The 24794-nt window shown below is 60.0% G+C and carries 19 protein-coding genes and 1 pseudogene; 10 read left to right on the top strand and 10 right to left on the bottom strand.

The window, feature by feature from the left end:
* Positions 1-137: 137 nt before the first annotated feature.
* Complete coding sequence (gene chrA, locus GWG67_RS16290) at positions 138-1358, bottom strand: chromate efflux transporter (protein WP_275170300.1); 1221 nt, start codon at positions 1356-1358, stop codon at positions 138-140.
* Between the two features lie 187 nt (positions 1359-1545).
* On the opposite strand from chrA, the gene GWG67_RS16285 reads away from it, so the two are divergent.
* Entirely contained in the window at positions 1546-2982 is a 1437-nt protein-coding gene (locus tag GWG67_RS16285; protein ID WP_275170299.1) for a multicopper oxidase family protein, read from the top strand.
* A gap of 8 nt (positions 2983-2990) precedes the next feature.
* Here the strand turns inward: GWG67_RS16285 and GWG67_RS16280 are convergent, their stop codons facing one another.
* Positions 2991-3293 (bottom strand): PadR family transcriptional regulator, encoded by a 303-nt coding sequence (locus GWG67_RS16280; protein WP_275170298.1) that lies wholly within the window; start codon positions 3291-3293, stop codon positions 2991-2993.
* Positions 3294-3405: 112 nt separating this feature from the next.
* Between GWG67_RS16280 and GWG67_RS16275 the strand changes: the two genes are divergently transcribed.
* The 4 genes and pseudogenes from GWG67_RS16275 to GWG67_RS16260 all read left to right on the top strand — a co-directional run bounded on the left by GWG67_RS16275 (position 3406) and on the right by GWG67_RS16260 (position 5722).
* Positions 3406-3615: a hypothetical protein gene (locus tag GWG67_RS16275; RefSeq protein ID WP_275170297.1), complete on the top strand. Its 210-nt coding sequence runs from the start codon at positions 3406-3408 to the stop codon at positions 3613-3615.
* Positions 3616-3674: 59 nt separating this feature from the next.
* The gene (locus GWG67_RS16270) at positions 3675-4856 is read left to right on the top strand and encodes an MFS transporter (RefSeq protein ID WP_275170296.1); all 1182 of its coding nucleotides are present in this window, start codon (positions 3675-3677) and stop codon (positions 4854-4856) included.
* 225 nt (positions 4857-5081) lie between these two features.
* On the top strand, positions 5082-5282 hold the full coding sequence (locus tag GWG67_RS16265) for a hypothetical protein (protein WP_275170295.1): 201 nt from the start codon (positions 5082-5084) through the stop codon (positions 5280-5282).
* Between the two features lie 13 nt (positions 5283-5295).
* Positions 5296-5722, top strand: a pseudogene (locus tag GWG67_RS16260) (hypothetical protein).
* Between the two features lie 273 nt (positions 5723-5995).
* Here GWG67_RS16260 and GWG67_RS16255 read toward each other — a convergent pair.
* The gene (locus tag GWG67_RS16255) at positions 5996-7222 is read right to left on the bottom strand and encodes an ABC transporter substrate-binding protein (protein WP_275170666.1); all 1227 of its coding nucleotides are present in this window, start codon (positions 7220-7222) and stop codon (positions 5996-5998) included.
* A gap of 1159 nt (positions 7223-8381) precedes the next feature.
* Between GWG67_RS16255 and GWG67_RS16250 the strand changes: the two genes are divergently transcribed.
* From GWG67_RS16250 to GWG67_RS16235, 4 genes are all read left to right on the top strand, one after another.
* Entirely contained in the window at positions 8382-8732 is a 351-nt protein-coding gene (locus GWG67_RS16250) for a hypothetical protein (protein WP_275170294.1), read from the top strand.
* A 1335-nt stretch (positions 8733-10067) separates the two neighbouring features.
* Positions 10068-11537, top strand: a complete 1470-nt coding sequence (locus tag GWG67_RS16245) for an adenylate/guanylate cyclase domain-containing protein (RefSeq protein ID WP_275170293.1) — start codon at positions 10068-10070, stop codon at positions 11535-11537.
* A gap of 1294 nt (positions 11538-12831) precedes the next feature.
* Complete coding sequence (locus tag GWG67_RS16240; protein ID WP_275170292.1) at positions 12832-13920, top strand: DNA-binding protein; 1089 nt, start codon at positions 12832-12834, stop codon at positions 13918-13920.
* 385 nt (positions 13921-14305) lie between these two features.
* Entirely contained in the window at positions 14306-14920 is a 615-nt protein-coding gene (locus tag GWG67_RS16235; protein ID WP_275170291.1) for an NYN domain-containing protein, read from the top strand.
* A 209-nt stretch (positions 14921-15129) separates the two neighbouring features.
* Here the strand turns inward: GWG67_RS16235 and GWG67_RS16230 are convergent, their stop codons facing one another.
* The 5 genes from GWG67_RS16230 to GWG67_RS16210 all read right to left on the bottom strand — a co-directional run bounded on the left by GWG67_RS16230 (position 15130) and on the right by GWG67_RS16210 (position 21227).
* Positions 15130-16179 (bottom strand): HD-GYP domain-containing protein, encoded by a 1050-nt coding sequence (locus GWG67_RS16230; RefSeq protein ID WP_247457016.1) that lies wholly within the window; start codon positions 16177-16179, stop codon positions 15130-15132.
* 89 nt (positions 16180-16268) lie between these two features.
* Positions 16269-16592 carry a PilZ domain-containing protein gene (locus GWG67_RS16225; protein ID WP_247457014.1) on the bottom strand — a complete coding sequence of 108 codons (324 nt, stop codon included), beginning with the start codon at positions 16590-16592 and terminating at the stop codon, positions 16269-16271.
* Positions 16589-17665: a DUF2336 domain-containing protein gene (locus GWG67_RS16220; RefSeq protein WP_275170290.1), complete on the bottom strand. Its 1077-nt coding sequence runs from the start codon at positions 17663-17665 to the stop codon at positions 16589-16591. Before GWG67_RS16220 ends, GWG67_RS16225 begins: the two co-directional genes overlap by 4 nt.
* 1449 nt (positions 17666-19114) lie before the next feature.
* A complete protein-coding gene (locus GWG67_RS16215) occupies positions 19115-19939 on the bottom strand; it encodes a papain-like cysteine protease family protein (RefSeq protein WP_275170289.1) in 825 nt (274 codons plus the stop codon).
* A gap of 652 nt (positions 19940-20591) precedes the next feature.
* Entirely contained in the window at positions 20592-21227 is a 636-nt protein-coding gene (locus GWG67_RS16210) for a LysR substrate-binding domain-containing protein (RefSeq protein ID WP_342761040.1), read from the bottom strand.
* A gap of 113 nt (positions 21228-21340) precedes the next feature.
* Here GWG67_RS16210 and GWG67_RS16205 point away from each other — a divergent pair, with 113 nt between their 5' ends.
* Entirely contained in the window at positions 21341-21922 is a 582-nt protein-coding gene (locus GWG67_RS16205; protein WP_275170288.1) for an EAL domain-containing protein, read from the top strand.
* A 307-nt stretch (positions 21923-22229) separates the two neighbouring features.
* Here GWG67_RS16205 and GWG67_RS16200 read toward each other — a convergent pair whose 3' ends face one another.
* Both GWG67_RS16200 and GWG67_RS16195 read right to left on the bottom strand, forming a co-directional pair.
* Entirely contained in the window at positions 22230-23609 is a 1380-nt protein-coding gene (locus GWG67_RS16200) for an OmpA family protein (protein ID WP_275170287.1), read from the bottom strand.
* Positions 23610-24129: 520 nt separating this feature from the next.
* Positions 24130-24690: a hypothetical protein gene (locus GWG67_RS16195; RefSeq protein ID WP_275170286.1), complete on the bottom strand. Its 561-nt coding sequence runs from the start codon at positions 24688-24690 to the stop codon at positions 24130-24132.
* Positions 24691-24794 lie beyond the last annotated feature (104 nt).

Genomic DNA, 24794 nt, shown 5'->3' with positions numbered 1-24794 from the left:
ATTTTCGAACGTCCAACTCGCACATTGGCAGGAGCGCCGCGTAAACAAGATGGGCATCTGTTGGGGCGCAATCAGGCCCGAAGACGACATGGGACCGAAGTCCGCCAGCGTCGCCGATCTGGCCGCGCCCCGTCCAGCTATGAGGCCGCTACCTCGAGCAGGACGCCGCCGAGCGCACTGATCGCAACCACGATCAGCGGCGGCGAGCGCCAAGCCGTGAGCAGGACAAAACCAACGAGTGCGATTCCGAAGTCGCCACCGGATTTCACTGACGTTGTCCAAACGGGATTGTAGAGCGCAGCGCCTAGCACGCCGACCACTGCGGCGTTGACGCCGCGCATGATGGCTTGGGCGCCGGCGCGCTTGCGAAACGAGTCCCAGAACGGCAGGGCGCCGAGCAGAACCAGAATCCCAGGCAGGAATATTCCGACCAAGCCGAGCGTTGCGCCGGCGAGCCCGTGCGGCTCCGGAGAGACCACCGTGCCGAGGTAGGCCGCGAAGGTGAAGAGCGGGCCCGGCACCGCCTGGGCGGCACCATAGCCGGCGAGAAAAGCGTCGTCGCTCAGCCAAGCGGGCGCGACGAAGGCCTCGCGGAGGAGAGGGAGCACGACGTGACCGCCGCCGAATACGAGTGCGCCGGAGCGGTAGAATGCGTCGAACAGGGCAACGCCCGGCGATCCGGTCACGTTGCGCAGGGCGGGCAGCCCCGCCAGCAGGACGAAGAACATCCCGAGGGTGATCAGCCCCACGGTCCGTGAGACCGGCATCTCGACGTGTCCGGACGGCGCCGCCATCTGGCTGCGGCACAGCCACACACCGGCGAGTCCGCCGAGGATGATCACGCCGATTTGGGCGATCGAAGCCGTGCTGAAGAGGATGATCAGCGCGGCCACGAGTGCGATCGACGCACGCTCGCGGTCGGGACACAGGTTGCGCGCCATGCCCCAGACCGCCTGCGCCACGATTGCGACCGCGGTCAGCTTCAGCCCGTGCAGCAGGCCGGCGCCGACCGGTCCGCTCAACGCACCGGCGCCGTAGGCGAACAGGATCAGGATCGTGGCCGACGGCAGGGTGAAGCCGGTCCAGGCGGCGAGCGCGCCCAGGTAGCCGGCCCGCATCAGTCCGATTGAGAAGCCGACCTGGCTGCTGGCAGGGCCCGGCAGGAATTGGCGCAGCCCGACCAAGTCAGCGTAGGCGTTCTCGTCGATCCACTTCCGCCTCACGACGAACTCGTCGCGGAAGTAGCCGATGTGGGCGATCGGCCCGCCGAAGCACGTCAGCCCCAACTTGAGGAAGATCAGGAGCACTTCGGCAGCCGAGGTGGTACCCGCGTTGCCCTTGATCGCGTCACCCGTCATGACTTTTTCTCGCCCCTCATCATTTCGATGTGGTTCTACGCGTTGTCGAATTTCGATAAAAGGCCGGTTGGTCCAGAAACTGCCGGCTACCTAGCTCAACTTCTTTTGTTGACGGTGGTTGCGCGCTCGGCTGTCCCGCGGCGTTCGACCAGTGCTACTTCATGGGCATCCGAAAAGAGATAGAGCCATGACGAAGATCGATCGACGCGGAGACAGCCCGTACAGACAGCGGCAAATCAGCCGGAGAGCTCTGCTCCGCGGCGCCCAAGCCGGCGCAATCTCGCTCGTGACGGCCAAGACCCTGCCGCTCGTTCATGCTCAGCCAATGCCGAAGGAGACCGCCGATCACAAGATCAGAATCGCGCCGATGTCGCTGGAGATCGCGCCCGGAAAGGTCATCAAGACGACGGCCTACAACGGGACCGTTCCCGGCCCAGCGCTGCGGGTCAAGGAAGGTCAGCCCGTCCGGATCGAGGTCACGAACGATTCCGGCTACCCCAACCTGATCCACTCACACGGCCTGATGATCCCGTCGCAGCAGGATGGAGCGACGGAAGAAGGCTCGCCGATCATCGAGCCCGGCAAATCCTTGACCTACGAATACGTCGCGAAGCCGGCTGGGACCCGCTGGTACCACAGCCACGCGATGGCCATGACCGATCTCAACAAGAGCACCTACACGGGCGAGTTCGGATTCCTCATCGTGGAGCCCGCCGCCGGCGATCCGGGCAGCTATGACCGGGAGGTGCTCCTCGCCGCTCACCACTGGGACGGCCACTGGGTGAGCATGCAGGACATCAAGAAGGGTCCGCCGCCCGACAACGGACTGGAGGTCATGTATCACGCAGCGACCCTCGGCGATCGCATGCTCGGCCACGGAGAACCGATCCGCGTGCGCACAGGCGAGCGGGTACTCTTCCGGGTGCTCAACGCGAGCGGCAACATGGGCATCTCGCTCGCTCTGCCGGGGCACCGCTTCAGAGTGCTTGCGCTCGACGGCAATGCCGTCCCGACCTCTGCAACCGTGGACATCCTAAAGCTCGACGTGGCCGAGCGCGCGGACGTGATCGTGGAGATGAACAATCCCGGAGTCTGGGTCTTCGGCTCGACGGAAGACGAGGACCGCAAGATGGGAATGGGCGTGGTCGTCGAATATGCCGGCCGTAGGGGCGAGCCGAGTTGGTCGACGCCCGCGCAATCCAAATGGGACTACAGCGCATTCGGACACTCCGATGTGCCGGCCGCTGCGCCGGACGAGACCATCGGCCTCAAGTTCGAGAAGATCCCGGGCGGAAGGGGCGGCTACAACCGCTGGACAATCAACGGAAAGTCCTGGCCGGACACCAATCCGCTGTTCACTATCGTCAAGGGCAAGCGATACCGGCTAGTGCTGAACAACAGCAGCGGCGACGAGCATCCCGTGCACCTGCATCGCCACTCGTTCGAGATCACGAAGGTAGGAGACAAGCCGACCGCTGGCGTGATCAAGGATACGATCAGCATGCCCAGATACTCGACGGCCGAGGTCGATTTCGTGGCCAACGACCCGGGACCGACCTTCTTCCACTGCCACCACCAAGACCATATGGACGAAGGCTTCGCGGGGCTGATCACGTACGCCTGACCGATCACCTATTTCTTGAGCGCTTCGCCCGTGAATTCGAGGACCCTCAACTTCGCCAGCGCCAGCCCGCGCTTGCCGAGCGGGGTCGCCCGGTAGAGCGTGCGCGCGGTCCGACCCGGATGCTCCTTGCGAGACCGCAGGTAGCCTTTCCGCTCCATCCCGTGAAGCAGCGGGTAGAGCGTGCCGGGGCTCAGCTTGTAGCCGTGGCGGGCCAGCTCCTCGATCATCCATTGGCCGTAAACTTCATGTTCCGCCGCGTGGTGCAGAATATGCAGCCTGATGAATCCGGTGAGCAAGTCCTTGTATTTCATGCCGTCTTTATCGAATTTCGTAATTGGAACGACGCTCTCGACGGTCTGTTAATTCGCCATCCCGCCGAGCGCTCCTATGCCCGGCGCAGCCTTAGCAGCGAGGAGACCGACCATGGCAAATGCGGCAGACCGCGATCCCCGACACCATACGCAGAAGATGCAGAAGGCGCTCCAGGACATTAGGAACCACCTGCGCGAGGACATTCAGAAGGTTGATGAACCGCAGTTGAAGGCGATGTTCGAAACGTCCGCCGAGGTTCTGGGCGGGCTTGAGAAGGCCTTCAAGGACTACGAACAGAGGAACCAAAAGGCCTGGCGCTGATCGGCCTAGGCGCCACGGCCAGCCTTGTCATCTCGCGAGTAGCGCAGGGAGAGTAGCCGATGGCGCAATCCCGAAAGGCAGGCAACTTCGGCTCTCCGGCGTTTCTCTTCGTGATGACGACGGGCATCGTCAATCTGTTCGGCGACGTCACCTACGAAGGCGGCGCCAGCATCAACGGCCCATTCATGGCGACGCTCGGCGCCAGCGCTGCCGTCGTCAGCATGACGGCTGGGCTCGGGGAATTTCTTGGATACGCCCTGCGCCTCCCGGCCGGCTACGCGGCGGACCGCACGGGGCGCTACTGGCTGATCACCTTCGTCGGCTACGTCATCAACCTCTTCGCGGTTCCGGCGATGGCGCTCGCCGGAAGCTGGCAGGTGGCGGCCGCTCTCGTTCTCGCCGAGCGCATCGGACGGGCGCTACGGAAGCCCACGGTCGAGGCGATGCTCTCCTACACCACGGGCGAACTCGGCAAGGGCTGGGTGTACGCGCTGAACACCGCGCTGGACGAGATCGGCGCCACGATCGGTCCCCTCATCATCGCGTTGGTCCTCCTGTTGAGGGGGGACTTCCGTGCTGGTTACGCCTTGCTGACGATCTCGGCTGCGGCCGCACTCGTCGCGCTGGTGGTCGCGCGGGTGAACTTTCCGCTGCCGTCGCGCCTCGAACAGGGCCGCACCGCTCCTGCGAAGGACTTCGGCATGGCCTATTGGCTCTACATGCTGGCCGGCGCCCTGTTCGCCGCCGGCCTCATGAGCTTCGAGCTGATCTCCTATCATCTCTCCAAGACGAAGATCGCCTCAGAGCAATGGATTCCTGTGATGCTCGCGATCTCGACCGCCTTCGGCGTGCTGACCAATTTGGCATTCGGAAAGGCTTACGATCGCCTCGGATTGCCGGTGGTTATCGCCGCGGTGTGCGTCTCGGCAGTGTTTTCGCCCTTCGTCTTTCTCGGGGGCTTCTGGCTTGTGCTTTTCGGGATGCTGCTCTGGGGTGTAGGCTACGCTACCCAGGACACCCTGCTCAAAGCGATCGTTGCAGAGGTGCTGCCTGAGGGAAAACGCAACTTCGCGTTCGGCCTGTACTACGCCGGCTATGGCGTCGGATGGCTCGTCGGCAGTATCGTGGCAGGCCTGCTGTACGAAAATTCGCGGGCCGCGCTGATCGCGTTCTCAATCGTCATTCAGCTCGCGTCGGCACCGGTGTTCTTCATGGCGGCACGACATTCACAGCCGAATTGAGCAGTGGCAAGAGTTGATCGCGGCCGGCGCCGGACCTGACTAACCGCCATCCAATGGCCATGGCCACCTTCATCAGATTTCGGTCAGTGGCTGGCCTGAGCTCTCGGCACATCCCAGCCGCCTCTGGTTCGCCAGATTCCGCGCATTTTCCGCAAAGCTTAACATGCCTGAATCCCTAAGCCGGCAAAACGGGGCTAGGATGGAGTTTTCCCTCTGGGGGCGCCCATGTTTGACGCGGAAACAACCGCGCTTTTGCGCGCGGTCCTGGACGAAGTTTGCGAAAGCGTGTCGCACGGCGAGATCGGGGCACGTACTCACGTCGCTTCGAAAATCCTGGAGGCCGCCACCCGAGGCGAGGTGTCGCTCGATGGCCTCAGGCAGGTAGGCCGCGACGCCCTGTCCCGTGCGCCGACGATGTGGCGCTGATCCGGAGCGGGGCGTGAACTTCCAGGTGACGGTCCTCAAGATCCTCGTGAGCTATCCGGATAGCTTCGCTGTCATGGAGGACCTCAAGCGCGACATGGGCCATCCTGGCGACCAGTGGCCGCGATTGGGCGGACCGGACCAAGCGCCTCGCCGCACGGGTGCCCGATCTCGACATCTTTTCCCATGGGCTGGTAGAACGCATCAGCAGCGGATGGCAGATCACTGCCAAGGGACGGGCGGTGCTCGAGTTCATGGAAGCCCGCCCCGCTGCGGCCGAACCGATCCAGGCGCCTTTGGTCGAGGAGGCTCCGGCCGCGATAATCGCTGCGACGCAGGGGGGTCCTGGGCTGCGGCAGCCCCCTGACCGAGCCAAGCGGCGGCGCGAACGCCGGGAACGTCGGCGCGAGGCGCGCGAACGAGCGAGGGCGAACGCCTCCTGAAGTGTCCTACAGAGCCGGCAAGGCGCGAAAAGAGGAGGTCGAGAGCCGAACCATAGGCGCAGACCACAAATTTGACCGCCGCCTCGATTTCATCGGCACTGTTGATGTCGCAGACGGCGCCAAGGGCGGTGCCGCTCCCGCTGCAGGGCAATTTTCGGAAGCGCGCGGCCCGTTCGTAAGACCATTTTTACAGCAATGAAGCTGCCAAGCAGTTCCTTCCTGTAGCAGACGCTCCGGCCCGCGCAGACGATTGCGGGCCGGAGAGAAATAGCTTTACGCTCCCTTCTCGCCGCTCATGACAGGCCCGAAGCGCTCCCAGCTCTCACCCTTGAACCGCATCATCTGCAGCTGCTCGATCGGTGCAAAGTCGGTCGGGCTGGTTTTGATGCGCGTGCCCGGTAGGTAGATGCCAATTTCGAAATCGAGACTGGCAGCCTGCTTCATCACGTTCTCGCGCGTCAGGTCGTCCTTGCATTGACGCAAGACCTGCTCAAGTCCCTTGGCGACGCCGTATCCAAAGACTGTGGCGGCATCGTCGAGATCGCCCTCGGGATACCACTTGGTCATGAAAGCACGCCATTCGTTCATTGCCGGATCGTTCTTCCACTCGGCGTCCTTGGGATCCTTAAGATACGCGGTTGAGAGAATGCCTTGCGCGTTGTCGTAACCTGCGGGCTTGATCACGCCGCCGATCGATCCGGAGACATTGGTCAAAAACTGGACCGGATGCCATTTCAGCTCGGACACCTTCTTGATGGCCTGGGCGGCAAATTTTGGTGTCGCGATATTGAAGAAGATGTCGGGATTGGCCCCCTTGATTTGCACGACCTGCGAGTCGACGGTCGGTGAGGAGGTTTCGTACGGCGCCTCCACCACGATCAGCTTGCCGGCCTGATCACCAAGCCCGTCCTTCAGCCCGATCAGATAGTCCTTGCCGAAGTCGTCGTTCTGATAGAGGACGCCGATGGTCTTGCCGGGATAATTTTGCAAAATGTATTTCGCATAGATCCGCGCCTCAACCTGATAGCTCGGCTGCCATCCCATTGTCCAAGGATGGTCCTTCGGATCGTTCCATTTGGCGGCACCTGTCGAAACAAACAGTTGCGGCACCTTCTTGGTATTCATGTATTTCTGGATCGCCGTGTTGCCCGGCGTTCCGAGTGGATTGAAAACCAGCAGCACCTCGTCGCTCTCCACCAACTTGCGGGCCTGCTCCACCGTCTTCGGTGGGCTGTAGGTATCGTCATAGGAGATGAATTCGATCTGTCGGCCGTTGATGCCACCTTCTGAGTTGATCTTCTTGAAATAGGCGGCTTCGGTCTTGCCGATAGTGGCGTAGGCTGACGCTGGGCCCGAGTACGGCATGATATTGCCGATCTTTATCGTGGCATCAGTTGCGCCGGTATCGTATTTTTTCTGGGCGTTTGCGCTGGTGATACCTGACGCGATCGCGAATGCGATCGTCGCGGTGTGGATCAGTCTGCGGCGAGTCAAATGCATTGCAGTCCTCCCATGACGCTGATCATTCCCAAAGCTTCTGTCGAGCTCTTGGTGTGTCGCAAGTATGCACGAAGACTCGATCATCGCCAGTGAGCGAACGTCGCGCCAAATTCCGTGAAATGATATTTGCGGCGACGCGGCATGATGTCTGACCGAGCGAGCATCGGTCCGACGGGAACACCCGTGTCCTCACGATCTGGGGCTGCTGATCGGTACCAAGCCACGCCGTCGCGCTGACCACGAAGCAGGCGGATCAGACGGCCACAGGAATCCTTGAACTTCTCGGCGCGACCCGGTCCGGCGCCGCCTGGCAGCGCTGCCTACTGCAACCGATACACGCAGCTTGCCCCGCGTGGGGCATGCCGCCACCCTGCGCCTCCTACTGCCTCTCTACTTCCTCGAGCAAACATTGCCGTGGGTACGGGGATCTTGGCCCATCCGGAATACTTCTATGGCTTCGTGTGAACGGCTCTAGCCGCACAAGGTATCTTTTCATGATAGCGTATGATCCCCTACGCTTTCGACCGGCGATGCTGTTCGCCGTCCTTGAAAAGCTGGCGTTCTCAGTCCCGGTCTTTGCGCTATTTGAATCCGGTCGTGTTGTCGGCTCTGTGGTGCCGTTCGGCGCCATCGACGTCTTCTGAGCGATCGTGTTCGCGTCTTTGTGGCTCCTAACGGCTAAAGCTGCCTTGGACGCTCGGTTTTGATCCGCCTCATAGATGGAATTGGATGCTCCTGCAGGGCGCGGCCGCCGAGCACCCTGATCTAGGCGCGAGAGTCCAGCTGGCATCGTTGAAAAAAAGGCCCTCCGGTAGGCCAACTTCGGCGAATTATATTGGACATATCGTCGCTCGGTAGAGGCTGCTCGGACGGCTCGTTAAGACGTGGCGGGTAGTTTTTGAGCCATGCGATACACGGACGGTTCATTTGCCGATGTGAAATCCATCAGTCAGCAGGCCATGTGCCGGTACTGGGCACGCACGGCCGGCGATCTGCCCTTTCCCTCGCTCGATCAGTTCAGGCCGGAAGCGCGGCTGCATGACCCAAAACAACTGATCATTTGGAGTGTTGAGCGCCCGGGAGAGGGGCACATATTTCGAGCGCTTTACCAAGGCGCAGCGTAGGAGAGGTCTTCAATTCGAGCTGGGCCGGGAAATCGATGGAAGAGGTTCTGCCACCAGCGTTGAAGGAGTTCGGTCTAGAGGCCGCCGAACAATGCGTGACCAGCGGCTGCGCCATCTACAATGTGTTTTCGACCTACAACAGGGCGGCCATACCATCGATTGCGAGCGCTTGCTCCTGCCTTTTGGGAAGGGAAGGCCGGGTCGAGCAAATGGTTGGGTCCCTTCAACTGATCAGCATGGCGGGATCGTTCAACCACGAGACCGTCATCCAACACTTCGAATGGAAAACGGACGTATCCTGCGCAATCCGCATCTACGCTTCAGGCGGTCTCCGGCAATCATCACAATCGACACGCGAGGAGCGGGAAGCGCACCGCACTTCTTAGCCGGATGCGCGATGGGGCGGGTTGGCGGGGCATCTCCAGACGCTAGACAGCCCTTGGGTGAGTATGCTGCCGACCCCGGATTGCTACGGTCCCACTGGTGCGTGATCGTTTACGATCTTCAACTATATTTGCGCCTATGGATCCCCCCTATGACTCCGCGCGCGAGGCCATCGCGGCAATGAAGCTTGCTGCCGAAGCCGATGGGCTAGAACGGCAGAGATGGATCATCGCCGGGCTGGCGTGGTCGGAGCTCGCTCGCCTATCCGAGTAAAGGAGGGCCGCGATCGCTGTCCCGCGAATACGGCGAGGATGAAGTGGTCATCGCGGGTGGCGGCCGAAGGCGCTGCCTTGGGTCCCGTAGATTTCATCCGACTTTCTCATACTCGCATGCCGCCTTCTTGGTCCGCGCTACATCGCACCGAGCACACCTTCCAAGAAGGGAAAGTGCGAAAGCACGTGCAACGGATTCGGCAAATATGCGGGATGGGGACCGTGGAGGCATCTCGGTCAAAGCAACACCCAGAACCGCGCCCCTTTTGACTCGGTGTCCGGCATTGCAAGAGCCCTCAGAAACCCTCTTTTGTGAATGCCATTGCGAGCGCTGCTTGACGGCCGGTACCCATCACAAGAATGACCTTGCGTCATGACGCGCCGGATTTGCCAGAGAGAACCATGATCTCAGACAGCGCGACTTCTGGTGATGAACTAATCAAGGGTCCCGCACTCTGCGCGGCTTCCGGGACGTTTCGGAAACGTTCGGCGGCCAGGGAATTCCCAAACTCTGCAAGGCCGGCCCCACTATGGTGAAACAGACAAACCCGTGGCGGGCTATGACAAGCGAAACATGGCGAAAGATCTTCGGGAACTGATGCGAAAACTGGATATCGAAAAGATCGCGTTGGTTGGTCATGATCGCGGGCGCGGGTAGCGACCCGGTTCGCAAAGGACTATCCAGACGCGACCGACCGCCTGGTCGTCATGGACAACGTCCCCACCCGCATCATCGCGCGCGACTTCAACTTTTCTAAAATGGCAAAGACATACTGGCTATTCCTCTTCCACCTAATGCGAGGGAGGGGCGCCTGCCCGGGTCCTGAGCTTATTTCATAACGTGGCGCGCACGGCCTGCCCTCGAGTCAACGCACCGCTCTCATGGACATGATGGACAAGACCAGACGTTGCCTATTCGATCAAAGTGTCGCATTGCCGACTGATACAGGCAATAGAGCTGACTTTTCTTGTCCGGCTCGGTTCGACTAAAACCAGTTGGACACAAAGGGACCGCGTCGATTGTCGCGTGGCTAGTCGAATGGCCGACTAACCAGTATCGCCAGCATGGAGCGAGGTATCATACTTGATATGCAAGGGTCATCCCCAGTCAACGAAGGCCTCCTGAATCAGCGTCTCATAGAGCTCGGGTCGATAGCGAGCTGGGCGCCTCAGACCCTTTCGGATCTCGAAGGTTTTATTCGCACCTCTGGCGACTATGATCTTTTTCGCGTCAATCCTATCCAATACGCGACTGCCAACCGCCTAAGTGACGCTGAAGGAATCGAGCTGTTCGTCCACGCCGCTAAGGTTGGCCTATTCGAGATGCAGTGGCTGCTCATCTGCGCCTATTGCCCGCAGGTTGCCGGCACTTTTCGTGAGCTAGACCAGGTTCATCCACGTTTCCAGTGCGAATTCTGCAACGCCCTCAATGAGGCGGCGCTTGACGACTACATCCAGGTCGCCTTTACCGTCTCGAGTTCGGTTCGCGACATCCTATATCGTCATCCGGGCATGCTGTCCGTCCAGGACTACTATCTTCGTTACAACTTCTCCAAGGACTTCAAGCCCCCGCACGGAATGACACACGAGCAACTCGTTGCGACACTCTCGCGGGGATTTGCCGATATCGATGCGGGTCAGCGGTTGAACTTTGAATTCGACGTAACTGCGGGCCGTTTCGAGGTGCTCGATCTTAGCCACAAGCTTCTTGTGGTCTTCTTCGCGAACGGTGAACCGGCGGAACGCCAAGAATCGCTGATCCAGCTCGAATCGGGCCGGTTCGTAGTTGCTGATCGGCCGACTGGGCCGAGAAATATGATCCTTGGCGACGGACGCTTTGCGTTTCGACAGACGGCCGATCTTAGCCCAGGCAAACACATCATCCACATTGAGAACCGCACCAAGGATCGAGGCCGCTTCTGGTTTCTTCAGTATCCGTCCCAGTTCCAGCCCCACCTGGTCGAGTATGAGCCTTTTCTTTCCGGTAAGCGATTGTTGCTCACCCCCTGCTTCGGCGAGCTCTATAAGACCCAGCTGGTGGACGAGCGCGATAGTCTAGCCGTTTCCGACATCACTTATCTGTTCACTGATCTAAAGGATTCGACTCCACTGTACGAAAGCATTGGCGATGTGAATGCCTACTTTCTCGTCCGCCAGCACTTCGACATCTTGAATAAGATCATTAGGAATCGATCTGGCACGATCGTGAAAACGATCGGTGATGCCGTCATGGCTGGCTTCGAGCGTCCACAGGATGCCGTTCTTGCATCCGTCGAGATGATCGAAGAGCTGTCGCGATTCAACGAAACCGCTTCGCGGCCGCTCGGCCTCAAAATCGGCGTGCACAAAGGCAAGGCCATAGCCGTAAGGCTCAACGATCGGATCGACTACTTCGGACAGGACGTGAATATCGCTGCTCGGGTGCAAGGTCTAGCCGGTGTCAACGAAATATGCCTGACAGAGATGGTGATGGAGGCTCCCGGAGTAAGTGACATCGTCAAGGATGCCCGAGGTCGCGTGACTACCAAAACTTGAAGGGCATCGGCCAGAAAATGGAAATACATCGGATCACAATTTCTCCCGCGCAGAAATGAACGACCGCGCGCGTCCTGCGCAGCGGCGGACCGATTCTCGCCGCGGATAAGCGGCGGCGCTGCTGCGTTGGTCTCCTGTATATTCCCGGCGGACGACGCTGACAGGCATCAGCGTGCCTGCGTTCCCAGGCCGCACGATCGTTCGGGTATCCTTTGTTTTTGAAGAAATTGGCCGGAGACCGATCGACCTACCACGAAGGCGCCCCAAGCACATTGCGGAAGCCAAAGGCACCGCATCCCACGGATGCCACCTTACCGGGATTGGCGCCTCCCAAATTAGAGCCCCCGGGCAAGAGCTTAGCCGACTACGTCTGTAGCGGCTGAGGATTTTGACAAGCTGGGACGTCTCCAACGAAACTCTCCGCATCGCAAGACGAGGTCGGCCCGCTCGAGTGCTTTCGACAACGCCTCACGCGACCGACAGCAACCCAAACCGCGGATTCGCAAAAACGATCAGTCTGCGGTTTGGTTCTTCGTCTTCTTACCGATCTTCGTGCTGCTCTACGCGACAGTCGAGAAGATGCACGTTAGATAACGCGCTCGGCGGCCGCGCGTCGATCTCAAGGCGTACCGTCCTTAGTCGTATCGCTTGAAGATGCCCTGCCCTAAACCTGAAGCCCGCTCACACTCGAAAGCCGATCCCTGAGTGCATTCCGCTGGGCAGCTCGTGCCAGGCCACCCTTCAAGCAATGGAGGATTGCTTTTTCTCGTGTCGCGCTAACGTGCGAAAGTGTACTAACTAGGTCTGCCGGCGCGCAAAGCTTCTTTGACTGCTTTCTGGTAGGGCGAGGAAGTCAATAGCTGAAACAGCGCTCGTGCCGCCCTATATCTCGCCTCGGCCCGACTGCGCTCTCGGCCTTCTACTAAGCATTCGCCCGAGCTTGTCCGAATGAACCAGCCCCAACGTCGCCCCCTGCGCTGAACATCGATGTCAAAGGTTGGCAGATCACCGGTTCTATTCCGACAGAAGTTGCGTTCGTAGCTGTTCATGAATGCGGGCTCAGCGAAAATCGGGAACAGCGGAGCGGCCCGCATTGCCCAAGAGGGCGGTCGCTACGAGCCCCTGTAGGACCGTGGCCAACTTCCGTGATGGTCATTTTGCTCTCGCCTTGCCGAAGTCGGTCTCGCCGACCTACCCCAACCCCTTGATAAGGCGAATGTCCTGAGGCAGCATGGCCCAATTGGGCTACGCCTTTAGAGGTGCGGCGGCACATTCAACGACGTCGGAATGGTGGATGGAACCCTTTGATCTGCAGCGACTTAGCCGCCTGTTGGCCGCCGCCGCGATCGATCCCTCTCTCTGGACAGAGGCATTGCAGACGGCCGCGGAATGCACCGGGTCGTATGGCGCGGTCCTGTTACCAGTTGTCGGAACATTGCCTATCGTTGCTGCTACGCCTTCCATGGATCGCAGCGCAAATGTTTACGTCAGTGACGGATGGCAAAGCCGCGACGAGCGCTACCGCGGGAAGGCCGCCTTCTTGGCCAATGGAGTGGCGACAGACGACGACTGCATGCCATTAGACGCACGCAAGCGTTCGCCTTTTTATCAAGAGTTCCTTCGGAACTGTAATCTCAGCGGTTGGGCAGGCGTCCGGATCGGCCGGGGAGATCTAGTTTGGAATTTGAGCCTACAAAGGACGCCAGAACAAGGTTCTTATTCCGCGAGAGAGTTGCGAGCTCTTTCCGAGTTGTCCAACAGTTTGGATTCGGTCGTTCAGACTTGCGCAGCGCTCGGCCTGGCAAAAGGGGAATCAGCACTAAGTGCCTTCGATTTCTCCGAGCGCGCGGCACTTCTGCTTGACCGGTCGGGCCACGTGGTTCGCGTCAATCCGGCGGCGGAGCGACTAATGGGAGCGGATCTGCAGATTTCAGCAGGACGCATTCGCTGCCAAGATCCGAAATCAAATGAACTCCTGCAGAGCGCGATCAGAGCTCTGTTCTGGAGCCTTGAAGCCTCCACTATCGCGCCCATAGTTCTGCAAAAACTTTCAGGTGGCCGACTGGTCATGTACCCGATGCGGCTTACTGGTCTAACTGACTCTCCCCTTTCCCTATTCCACGCAATACTAGTTATCTCCGACACCGACCTGATGCAGTCAGCGGGCATGATGACTCTGCGGGAGGCTTTCGAACTGACGGCCGCAGAATCCCGGCTCGCAGTGGCTCTTGCGAGCGGCAAGAATTTAGAAGATTTTGCGGCAGAGCGAGGACTTTCCAAGCAGACCCTGCGCAATCAACTGAAGTCTGTTTTTATGAAGACGGGGACAAACCGCCAGGCTCAGTTGGTGATGATGCTGTCGAACCTCGTCCCGAAGAAGTGATGACTCCAGCTTGGCGACGCCATCTATCACACTGCCAAACCGGTAAGAACGATTCACGCTAATGTCTTCGAGCCATTGCGCCGCAAGCCGGTCACGCTCACTTCGGTCAATTACGAGATTCCGCATTCATCCGAGAGGATGCTACATGCGGCCGCGCGCCCCTAGTATTGCCCGACGACGTGGCAAAACACGGTGCGGGCAAAAGCGCAAATATGACCGCCTGCAACCTGAAGTACAAAGGCAGGATCGAGAATCCCCTTTTCAACCGCCTAGCGCGCATCAGCCATGGCAACTATGCTACAACAACTGTCCGCCTTTCATCTTCAGTCTTCAGCGAAGCATTCCTTCTCTCATTTCCTGATGAAGTACCTCCGCGAAAGCAAAAATGACCTCCACCATCAACAAGATCGTGCTCTTCATCGATGGAGCCAATCTCTACGCGACGGCGAAAACTCTGGGCTTCGACATCGATTACAAGCGCCTGCTGAAGGAGTTTCAGAGCCGCGGGACGCTGCTTAGGGCGTTCTACTACACCGCGATCATCGAGGATCAGGAGTACTCCTCGATCCGGCCGCTGATCGACTGGCTCGACTACAACGGCTACACCGTCGTCACCAAGGCGACCAAGGAGTTCATCGACGCCTCCGGCCGCCGCAAGGTCAAGGGCAACATGGACATCGAGCTCGCCGTGAACGCGATGGAGCTCGCCGAGCACATCGATCAGATGGTGCTGTTCTCGGGTGACGGCGACTTCCGCTCCCTGGTCGAGGCCGTTCAGCGCCGCGGCGTGCGGGTCACCGTGATTTCCACGATCGCGAGCCAGCCGCCGATGATCGCCGACGAGCTGCGCCGCCAGGCCGACGTCTTCACCGACCTCGTCGAGCTGCAGTCCAAGCTCGGCCGCGACCCGTCCGAACGCCCCGCCCCGCGTGATCGTGAACCGCGTAACCACATGCCGAAGTTCTTGCAGCAGCCGAAAGGCAATGACCCATTGGTGTAGCGACTTTCATGCTGGGACTGCTGCCGACGTGTTCGCATACCAGTTATTATGGAAGAATTCGGCCGAAGTCGTTGATGTGCTTAGCGGACTTATCAAAATTCAGGGCGGAAGTCAGCAATGGGCCAGAAGCGGAAGCGCATGGAAGGGAGACCGCGTTCTATCACACCGTCGGTGGAGAGTTGTAATTCCTTCATAGGGTCCACCAGAATTCATCTGGTAAGCGCGACAGGCTTAAAGGAGGCGACTAGCACCCTGTCCAGCTTTCCTCTCATGCCGCAGAGAATCTCGTAAGCCGCCGCGCGGGGCATTGTCGGCTTGTACGGCCGGTGCTCGATCAACGCCGCAAAGATATCCGCAATTGTTAGAACGCGCACAATATCGGTGATGTTCTCGGCGCAGAGGCCATCAGGATAGCCGCTGCCATCGAGATATTCGTGATGGTGCCGGACCGCATCGAGGACTTCGGGTGAGATGTCCAAGTGCCCTTGCAGCACATCGTAACCCGCCGCCGGGTGGGTTGCGACCAACGCTCGCTCGTCCTCGTCGAGGCGCCCTGGCTTGTCCAGGATAGCCAAGGGCACCCTGGCCTTTCCTATGTCGTGGAACATGGCAGCAGTGGAGAGCCGTTCAAGGTCACTTTTGCGGAACCCCAGACTGACGCCGAAATCGACGGCGACGCCGGTCACGAGCAGGCAGTGCTGGAACGTTCCCTCGTGATGGCGCCGCACCGTGGCCAGCCATTCGGTCAACCCATGCTCGGAAATCCGGTTGGTGATCTTGCGGCCCGCCTCCTTGGGACCGGCGATGTCGACCCGCTCCCCGAGGGTGATCGAGGTGAACATCGATGCAATGGCGGTTGCTGCGGCGTCGACCGCATTGTCAGGCTGCGAGATGCCGCTCGTCGGCCCAGTTCCGTGGCCGACGGGATCGGCCAAAGCGGCCAGGAGCTTGGCCGCATCGATCTTCCCAGGCAACACCGACGTTGCGCCGAGCGCATAAGCTTGCGAGATGCAAACGTGGGAGATTTGCTCGACGAGGAAGATCCGCTTCTTTGCTTTGGCCAACCGCGCAGCTCTCTTTTTCAGTGCGGCGATGTTGTCGAGCGCTCGCAGGTCGACACGGACGACGACCGCAGCACCATCGTGCGGAAGCTTTGCTTCTACATCGAGCCGCTCGCCGGCAACGGTGAACTGTTCTCCAAAAAGCGAGCAGAGCCCGAAGAGCTTCTCGGAGGTGTCGGCCAATACGTGCACGAGCATGACTGGTGCCTTCGTTCGTCGGGTGCCGGGCTGAATGGGCCTCGTCGGTGGTGCAAGTTCATTGGCTCATTTCGATGAGACTGTTTGGCTCAACTTGGTTTGTGCGCGCCCCTGTCGCTCGCTGTCGTTGGGGCCTTCTTGCCATTTGCTTGGATAAAGTGGACGCCAGCCGTGGTTCCGTCGATCCAGACCAGCTCGCAGCGTCGATAGGCCAGGCCCGTCGACGACAGCAGCATGAAGAACTCCTTGGCCGAGAGAACATCGAGCGTCCCTTCGACTTCGATCTTGGCGCCGGTGTTCGAGATATCGAGCAAGACGCAGCTTCGCCGCCAGGTGCCGTCGGAGCCCATCAGGTTCACGGGCTGTCTGTTGTCCATGCGCACCCGAGACGCCTTGCGACCGTCGAATTTCATTGTGTTCCTGCCGATGTTGCAGTGTGGCGGTGGGCGCGCGCGGAGATTTCTCCCCAACGAACGGACCATTGGCTAGTCGAGAGATGAAGCGTTTCAAACAGCTCCTGCGCTCGCACGCGTTCGCCTGGTGAAAGCCCCGCGCCGCGAGTGTTGAGGACCGCCAGCGTGGTCTGCCAATTCAAGCGCGATGCCCGGCACGCCATAACCGGGCCTTCGTAACCGGACTCTGCCATAACCTGATCGATGGCCTCAATCGGTGCACCCGACAGCACCGACAACGCTGTGAACAGGTTGGCTATCTCACGCCGGATCGCGAACCGATTGACAGTCGAGTCGCTCAGCTTTCCGCTCCGATTGAGCGATATGATCCCCGGCATCGCGGCGGCGTACTCAGTGTCGGAAGGTCGCTTCGCTGTCGCTAATACTTGAGAGGACACGCTCCCGTTCGAGGCCTGAATCGCCGGTCCTGGAGATGTTGACAGCAGCTCCCGAACCACCATGTCCGGGGTGTCTGGCCTCAGCGTCAGCGCTTTCGTGATCTCGTCGTCCTTTAAAGCCCTACGGATCAAGTGGTCATAGGCCGCGCCTGAGAATTCAGCGCCCGGATTGCCGATGAGGGCCAGACAAGTCTTGCGGCTGCCGCGTTGCAATATTGCCTCAGTCACTGGGCTTTCGATCCTGCGCCGACGCGCGATGGCGAGAAGGTGAGCCTCGCTGCCGGACGTCGCGATCGCCACGAGATCAACCGGCGATAGGGCGGGAGATTTGACAAGGATCGGGACTGCGATTGCCGGATCGCCGCACGAGGCGAGACGCCTCAGGGTTTTCATCGGAGCAATAGGCAGCTCAGCAAGCGTCGTGCTGAGCTCGGCCAGCGTCCCCGGCGCAATTCGACAGGCCAAACGAATTAGGACGTCGTCAAGCAGGCCGACATGCGGCTCTTGCAATCGGTTATTACCGTCAACGAGCAGCTCGGTAGCGCGCCAGAGCATGCGCGCACAGCGTTCGGATGAGCTCTTCGCGACGGTGGCGTCCAAATCTGTAATGAGATCGGCCGCAGAAATTGCCCTCATTGGCTGGCCCGCGAAATTGATTTTAGTATCGTCACGTCAAATCAAACGTATTACGCGCTGAAGTTGTTAAGATTCCTTTATATAGCCAAACCGTGACATACGAGAGGCTGCTCTAATCCAACTGAACAGCGCTTCCTGGCGTATTAAAGTACCTGCTTGATCACGTCACGACACCGTGGTCGGACGAGAAGATTTTTACGAGATCGTCAGCCTTAGTCTTGGAGTTTTCAGTAAGTAGCTTGCGCAGCGCCTCGATCTTTGCATCGTCCAAGGATCTGTTAGAGGCGAGGTCCGCGAGGAACGCCTTTGCAATTGTCTGCTGTAACGTTGTCATAAAACCAAACCTTTGATGCAACGCAATCAAGAGTATATGAAAGAGATGTTAGCACGCTAAAGGGGATTAACTCCATAACGAGCTACTACGCAAGGCTTGCGTTCTTGGATTTTCGGCGAACGTTTAGCATGTGACCGTCAGCTTTTACATGAGGTAACAACTGATCAGGTTTTGTCAGGAAGCCTATCAGTGCAACCGTCGTCCCCTCAGCAGCAATCGCCAATCTAAGCCAGCTTCCGTCATCCGTTGCCGCAAACAGAAACTTTCAGAAGGCGCGGAGTCTCCGGCTACCGGCGTCCGCGAAACGGCGATACCGCAGCGAGCCGAGAAGTCTTCAGTTGCTGTTGCTTGAGCGAGAGAGATCCAAACCGCTTTCCTTCCAAGCGCTTGGTCTGCCGAAAAAATGCCGTACTAGACCGATTCGCAGGGTACTAAGATTCGGAGAAAATTCGGTTCTCCGAGCCAATTGAACGCCCTGTTTGATCGGAAAAGTGTTCTCTGGCGACAAAAAGGCTGGAAAACGGCCGGCCTTTTGGCCTTGTCTCCGCGTAGAAGTACGCAATGGCCTTGGTTGGCTGGCGGAGAGAGTGGGACTCTCATCCGCTATGCCGCAGATACGCTAAAAGCGCCGAAAAACAAGGATTCCGAAGAGGCCCGGCCGAATTTTGTGACCACCGCTGTGTACCACAGCGCCTCCCGATTCGGCCGTCAATCTCGGACGATTTCGAGACCGATTAGGACTGTCCGATTCCACCAAGGCAGCAGAGCGGAATGGCGAAGGACTCCGAAACGAGCCCACGAGCAGGGCCTTAGGCCAGGGGAAGCGGGACGCCCGTTAGCCGCCCTTGCTCGATACGAACCCTTTCGCGGCGAATGGTGGAAAGCGCTTGACCGAGGAAAAGCCGCGCCCTCGACCAGCGCGGGCTCTTTGCTGTCGGGCCCTGTCACCAGCGGTGATGGTCCCAGCGGTGCCGCACGACCGGATATGATCCGCGGTACCGGCCGCATTTTCAAGATCAAGGCATGCTTTCGAGGGAGTGAAGGATGGCCGCGGCGGCGGCTGTGATTGCATTTACGCGCATCGCTGACACCGGGGACAGACTTCCGGCACCGCCTCACTTCCCGAACCGTGTCGCCACAAGCGGTGAGTACAGGTTCGAATTCGCGTTCATCCGCTCGCACTCGCGCGACGCGTTCCAGAACGTTTCCACGCACGGCTTCGTAGTGCCGGCGGCCTGCCTCCAAGTGATCGCGAGCGTACTCGGATCAGTGAAAACCCACCTGCCAGTGTTGTGCGGCTTGGCGGGGGGGCCGGGCGAGGACGGCGCCGTCTTACTCGACATCGCGATACTGTCGTTGCCGAGGTAATAGTACCATGTGCTGCCGTCCCACACACGCCACCAGCCCGTCGGCCATCCATCTTTTTTTGTCACTCCGTCTGATGCGAGAACGAGTTCTTTCTGGTATCGAGCCCACTGGTTGAGCTGCGGGTCGCGCACCAGCATTCCACCCTTGAAGGCGCCTCCACCCGTGCGATAAATATTGAACCTGTTCACCGGCATCGTTTGATTGGGTCCAACGGCGGGATCATGGTGGTACAAGTCCACCCCGAGGACGGCAACGACCAGCGATACGTGTAGACCTCCGTCCCAGCTAACCATGATTGGCCCGAGCGCGGTCAGCGCTAGGTCGATATCTTTCGCTGTGGAAGTCGGAACGTCCTTGTGAAGAAAGCTTAAACCCTCGTTTCTCATAAATTTGTTATACGCGTCCCCTCCCAGTCGTTGATGAGTGCCGTCTTCGTTCTCGAGTTCCGGCAACTGCAGCGGACTGGCATAGCCGCCCCCGTAGTATAAGCGCAGCATGCGTGCACATGCCCACCAGCAACCTGTGGGATCATTGGCTTGGCTTACAAAAGGCACGGGCCGCGGCAAGGGCATGATCGACCTCTCACTTTTTCAATGCGCACCCTACGCAGTTAGAACAGGCGCGCCAATGGCTCGCCACCGCCATTGCTGCGGCGCGGTATCGCCACCAACCACCCCACCGCGCGGTCCCCGACCACTGGCAACTTAGCGGAGCGCGCGAGTTCCCACTTTCGGTAATCGCGCCCGTTGACCGTGAGAATCGTCCAGAGGACGCGCTTAATACTGGCGCCTCGGAAGATGCTGGAGAAAACCTTGAGCGAGGCGGCTTTGGCGTCCTGAGCGCCGCATCGGGCGAGGAGGGGATCAGGCTGCTCGGCGCGACACTCCTGACGCGCGCTTTGGTGACCGACATCAATCTCGCGCCAGGAGCTCGCCCGCCTGGCGCGGCAGCACGATCCCTGCTGCGCAATCCTCTACGTGACTGGAGATAGCGCTCACAGGTGGGCGGCGAACGGAGTGCCGCGCAGCGTGATGCAGTCCAAACCATTCGCGCCGGCCCAACTGGTCGAGGCGGTAACCTCCTCAATCATTCAGGGCCCCCTAGCTGACAGGGTCGAGCCGTCAGTCCGCCCATCCGGGCTGCGGCCCAGCGAGCGCGTCTCGATACTAGTTGAACCGGTCCGAGGCTCGCACAGGTTCGAGAAGGATTGCCGCGCGCGTCTGTCTAGTTCGGCGGCGGCGGTGCGGCGTTGATCGTCTGGGTCCGCGACTGCCGCCCATGCACTCCACGAGGTAGGCCACGAATACCCGGACGCGAGCAGGCATGTTCGCTCCCCCGAACGAACACGGCCTGGAAGATCTCCTTGTCCCCGGGATTGAACGGTTCGAGAAGCGGGACCAGGCGCCGTTGCGCGATCGCGTCTCCGAGGCTGAAATTGCCCACCCGCGCGATGCCCACGCCGTCGAGCGCCAGCTGGCCCAGCGTCTCGCCACTGTTCGCCTCGATGGCGCCTCGCACCTTCAGGGCGAAGTCGACTCCGTCCCGGCGGAACGGCCAGACCGGCTCTGCGCGGCGAAAACTGAAGTTCAGGCAGTTGTGGTTGTGGAGGTCTTCCGGGATCTCGGGTACGCCCCAGCGCGCCAAGTAGTCCGGCGAGGCGACGATGGTCCGGCCGTTCTCGCTGAGGCGACGCGCAGTGAGCGCGCTGTCGCTCAGCGGACCGCCGCGCACCGCCACATCCGCCTGCCCCGCCGCGACGTCGACGATCGCGTCGCTGAGATCGATGTCGACCACGATGTTCGGATAGCGACGCACGAAATCGCCAAGCAAGGGGACAATGCAAAGACGCCCGTGGGACACCGCAGCGCTGACTCGGACGCGGCGGCGCAGCGAACCTTGGTCGGAGATCGCCTGCTGGGCGAGATCGGCGAGAATTCGGCGGGCCGCGCTGAGATAGGTGCGGCCTTCTCTCTATGGCCGTCAATCTCTCGCCGAAGCAGTTCACCGACAATGAGCTGCTGGGATTTCTCGACGCAGTCCTACGTGAAACAGGCTTAGCTCCCGAGCTGCTGCAGCTTGAGGTGACCGAAAGCATGGTGATGCAGAACTTCATGCAGGCGACTGCGGTCATGCAGGCCATCAGTCGTCGCGGTGTTCGCCTCGCTATTGACGACTTCGGGACGGGCTATTCGTCTCTCTCGTTGGTGAGAAGTTTCCCGATTGACACGATAAAGATCGACCTTGGCTTCGTTGGCGGAATCGGTGAAAGCGCTCAAGATCGCGCTATCTCCGCAGCCATCATCACGCTCGGACGGGCGCTGGGTTTGACCGTAGTTGCCAAAGGGGTGGAGACCGCGGAACAAGACGCTATTCTAAAGGATTTCGACTGTCATGAATTTCAAGGCTTCCTGTTCAGTCGCCCGGTTTCGGCCGAGGAAATTTCGCGGTTGCTGGGGGCCAGCGACAGCCTCACGGAACACGTAACATCTCCCTTCCTCGTCCCGGCAGGCGAGAAAGAAGATGCATTGTGTCTGGCCTACCGGCGTTTGGGATAAGTTCCAGTGACGAAGTTCGCTGATCGCCCTTTGGCTTCGCTCGATGGCGTCAGGCGGGTCGGCCGCGATGCCCTGTCCCGTGCACCCACGATGTGGCGCTGTTAATCGCTTCCAGATGACAGTTCTCAAGATGCTGGTGAGCTATCCGGAAAGGGGTTGGCCTGCGAGTCACACGCTGGCTCGTCCCGGCGTTCGCGGGCCCACATTTAAGGTTTTGATTCGCTCGATTGAACGTGGCGGAGAGAGTGGGACTTCTCTCCACGATTTCGAACTCCGATCTACGATTAACAGTCCGCGCATCAGCGCGTCAGCTGTTCACGATGTGAAGCTCGACCCGCCGGTTCTTGGCTCGGCCCGGCTCATCCGTGTTCGGCGAAAGGGGCTGGGTCTTGCCGAAACCCTGCGTCCGGATCTTGGCGCGCTCGAGATATTTGCGCGTGACGAACCAATCGGCGGCCGCCTTGGCGCGCGCTTCCGACAGGCGCTGATTGTAGTCTGCCGAGCCTGTCGCGTCGGTGTGCCCGTTGATGAGGACATATCTCAGGCGCGGGCCGATTCTCGCCTTGATGTCCGCTGCGGCCTTCTCCAGCGCCGCGTTGGCCTCCGGCTTGATGTTCGATTTGTCGGTATCGAACAAGACGTCGCCGCTGATCCTGATCAGCGAGTCATCATTGGCGGTGACTCGCACGGGGCCGGGATCCGACGTGATGATGTCCAAGCCGTTATCGATCCAGCGGCCGGGCCCTGGATCTGTCATGACCACCCGCCACTTGGCCTTTTCTGTGATCGGCTCGGGCTTGTCGAGCAGCTTGTCCAGCAGCGTGTAAAGGGCCCACAGCCAGGGCCTCGCGTTCTCGCCCGAGAATGCCTGGCCGGCGCCCATGATGTTGCCCGCGAGTGCCGCGTTGGTTGAGCCATAGCAGACCAGCGCGTTCGTGCCGCCCGCGAGCGGGCTTCCCGCGGGCAGATACCGGTCGACATTTGCCGTGTTGAGATTCGCGGCGAGCTGGCAGATCGGCGCCTTCGTCAGCACACCGATGTGGTCGAGCCCGATGGCATGGCCGATCTCGTGAGCAATCACGGGGTGGCTTGCCGGCATGCCGGGGGCGTGGCCGAGAGGGAACGCCCATGGGGTCGCGTCGAACGAGTCGTAAAGAAACGCGTGGGAGCGAAATACCCCGGGATCGGGCACCCTGCCGGTTGCGGTGATAAAGGCGGCGTTGAGGTTGGTGACCTCGATGGTCCTGTGGGCACCGCTTGCGGGCGAGAAGTCGACCTCTAGTGCACACAGCAGGTTCGGCCGAAAGATCTTGTTCGGAAACTTGTTGAAGAACGGATCCTTTTGGTAGACCTCGTCGAGCCCCGAAAAGGCGGGCGGCGGAACGAGCCAGAACCTGTTATTCCATAGGTTGACCTGCGTCGACGCGCTGTTGACGAACGCAGACCACTGGGCGTCGGTCCACGGCGTCGTGAGGAACGGCTTGTTGTCGGCGTCCAGCTGGACCGGCAGAAATCCCCTCGCCTGTTTGAGGCTGATCTTGAGCTTAATCGTGAGCTTGACGTGTTTGAAGCCGCCAGTCGCCTGGTAGAGGAAGGTGTCGAACGCGGCCGGAACGCTGCCGCCGGTCCTGGAATTTGAGCTGAATGCCGCGCCGACGAGCGGGACAGGTTTGTAGGACGGTGCCATGGGCTCCTCCAACAGAGGTTTCGACCGCAGGATGCGCCTCTTGGTCGCGGCGAAGCGCGACGGCGTTCAATGGACCCGGCGCGGATCTCCAGGCTCGCGGCTGCGATCGCGATGCGATTCGGCGCTCCGGCGAATGCGCAATCCGCGGCCGAACGACAAAGGTCGAAAACAACCCCATGCATAGTAGATGGCGGCTGCGGGTGCGAGGTGCGCTGCAGCCGGAGAACTATCTGAAGCCTCGGGTGAAATTTCGAAAGCGGGTTACGCTGGGCAGGGGTGGCTCAGACTAGACACCGGAGCGCGTTGCGCGGCGAGCCGCCCGGTTCCGGTCACAATTTCGGAGGTCGGCAGAGATAGGTGCTCACCGCAACGTCGGTGATCCGGGTGGCCTTTGGCGCGCTCTCGATCATGTGTTTGAACAGAAACCAAGCCCGTTTTCCGAATGCGGCTGCCCGCTTATCTAATTTAGACAGCGATGACGCTGCGCGGATCAATCGCATGGTGGAGCTTCGGACGCGGGTTAGCCGCCAAATCTCTTGACAAGCTTTGACCCCTTGGCCGTGCCGATCTGCTGGCTGGTCAAATCGCTGCCTGCACTCAACCCAGGCACCATGAGGTTCTTGACGCGCTGCGCCGCCTGCTTCTCGTTGGAATAATCGATCTCGACATGATCGAGCTCCATCAGATGCCCAAGCTCGTGTGCCCAGGCGCGTCCATTGGCGTGGTCATTGCCATACCACTGGACGAAGCTCGTCGGCTCGGGAGCGCCGTTCGGAAACGAGCCCCCGCCGGCGTTCAGATTTGGAATAGAATTGACGAGGTAGATGTGGACCGCATTGTCGGGGTCATGCCGGGACGCCAGAACACCCAGCAGGACCTCGTCGCTGCTGCGCCGGCTCTTTGCCATGTCCAGCGGCCTTTCCATCACGGAATCACTGATCACGAATGCGATCTTGGCCTTCGACCAGATCGTATTGACGACATCAACCGCCTTCTTGGCGGTGTCGCAATCCCATTGCGCAGGCTCGAGAACGCCTCTATCGGCAAACGGCGTGATATAAACTCTCAGCGGAACGGACATGCGCAAGGCTGCCAAATATTTCAGGGGCCAAAGCTGGCCAAGAGCTTTCGCTAAAGCTATCGATCCGCAGGTCTAACACCGGATTTCACTTCCGCTTGATGTGC

Source organism: Bradyrhizobium sp. CSS354, from assembly GCF_029051725.1.
Classification (GTDB): Bacteria; Pseudomonadota; Alphaproteobacteria; order Rhizobiales; family Xanthobacteraceae; genus Bradyrhizobium.
Note: the sequence above shows the minus strand (reverse complement) of the source record. Positions and strands in the feature narration are given on the sequence as shown.